Source organism: Paenibacillus sp. NPDC056579 (assembly GCF_042793215.1).
Taxonomy (GTDB): Bacteria; Bacillota; Bacilli; order Paenibacillales; family NBRC-103111; genus Paenibacillus_S.
This window is the reverse complement of record NZ_JBHTVD010000049.1, coordinates 1-1,254: the sequence shown is the minus strand read 5'-3', so window position 1 is coordinate 1,254 and position 1,254 is coordinate 1. Positions and strand designations below refer to the sequence as shown.

General features: G+C 41.9%; 2 protein-coding genes and 2 pseudogenes. 2 read left to right on the top strand and 2 right to left on the bottom strand.

Annotated elements, in window-relative coordinates:
• Positions 1 to 276, top strand: a 276-nt coding sequence (locus ACFQ88_RS39725; RefSeq protein ID WP_379463449.1) for an MBL fold metallo-hydrolase, incomplete at its 5' end; no start/stop codon positions are given.
• A gap of 7 nt (positions 277 to 283) precedes the next feature.
• Positions 284 to 426: pseudogene (locus tag ACFQ88_RS39720) on the top strand (LysR family transcriptional regulator); the annotation flags it as partial.
• A 24-nt stretch (positions 427 to 450) separates the two neighbouring features.
• On the opposite strand, the gene ACFQ88_RS39715 reads toward ACFQ88_RS39720, so the two are convergent.
• Positions 451 to 930 carry a DUF2798 domain-containing protein gene (locus ACFQ88_RS39715; RefSeq protein ID WP_017695803.1) on the bottom strand — a complete coding sequence of 160 codons (480 nt, stop codon included), beginning with the start codon at positions 928 to 930 and terminating at the stop codon, positions 451 to 453.
• Positions 931 to 1,012: 82 nt separating this feature from the next.
• Positions 1,013 to 1,192, bottom strand: a pseudogene (locus ACFQ88_RS39710) (GNAT family N-acetyltransferase); the annotation flags it as partial.
• Between the last annotated feature and the right edge of the window lie 62 nt (positions 1,193 to 1,254).

Sequence of the window (1,254 nt, the reverse complement as noted above, 5' to 3'; positions counted from 1 at the left end):
CCTCTGAAATACTATTTAACACCTGGCCATTCGCCGGGGCATGTCGTGTATTATCATAAAATTGATCGTACGCTATTAACGGGCGACCTTTTTATCACAAGTAAGAAGGATTTACACCCACCTATAAGAAGATTCAGTGTTGATATAAATGAGAACATCGATAGCGGCTCAATCATAGATCAAATCAAACCAACGCTCATTTGCTCTTCACATGGCGAAGAAATTCTTTATAACGAAGAATTGTATAAAAACTATGTGGTAAGGTATAGGGATTAATGGAAGTGAAAAACATAAGCTGAAAATTCTTCAGCATGGTGCAGCTCTCGATCCGATTTACTCACACCCAAAAAGAAAAAATGGCAGCTGCCTGCCGCAGAGGCTTTTGCGGAGCTTGTTATACATTCGATTCATGAGCAAAAGGAGTGAGTGTCAGGCTCACTCCTATTCTATTTAAATTGTGGCTGTGAGCTTTGGTTTTACAAATTTCATGAAAATCCCTCTGACTAATGGGCCCATAATCAGTAATTGCAATGGATAGGCCAGGATGAAATTTTTCAACACAATCATAAGATAAGCACTGAAGAGGCTGTCCCCGTTCAGCCCATTTGCTAGAACCGCTGTCACTAAACCGAACACAGACATACAAAGTACCATGCCAATCACCATACAAGTTGACATGGCAAGGATGACATAAATTTTTTTAGTCTTGTCGAACGGCATGCGGAATGCAATCTTCTTGGCGAGGGGGCCCACTAACAGTAAATCTAACAGGAGGGCGACCATAAAACCGATGACCATTTCAAAAACCGTCATCAGTGAAAAATCGTGGATGGCTCCGTTGATGATGGTATTGTAAATCGACATGACGCAGACCATTCCAAAACACATCATCACGCCAAATATAAGACTCTCTTTTTTATTTGCTGGCATACAATCATTCCTTCTCTTCATAATCGGTGATTAGTATACCAATGAACTGTTCATGCTCATAAGTGACAAATTTGTGAACAATCTATAGCGCAGAATCGTCTTGTTTTGTCATCAGCACATGCGGAATGCCGTCCAGCATAAATTCTTCTGATGCAGTCTGATAGCCGAGCTTTTCATAAAAGCCTGCCGCCTGTGTCTGGCCGTGCAGTTTGAAGGCAGAAATGCCTTGTTCTTTCACAATACGTTCTAATGCACCGACGATCCGTTCTCGGCAATGGGGTGCCATTCATTGAACCAAAAGCCAGTATAGACTCAGTCTCGGAC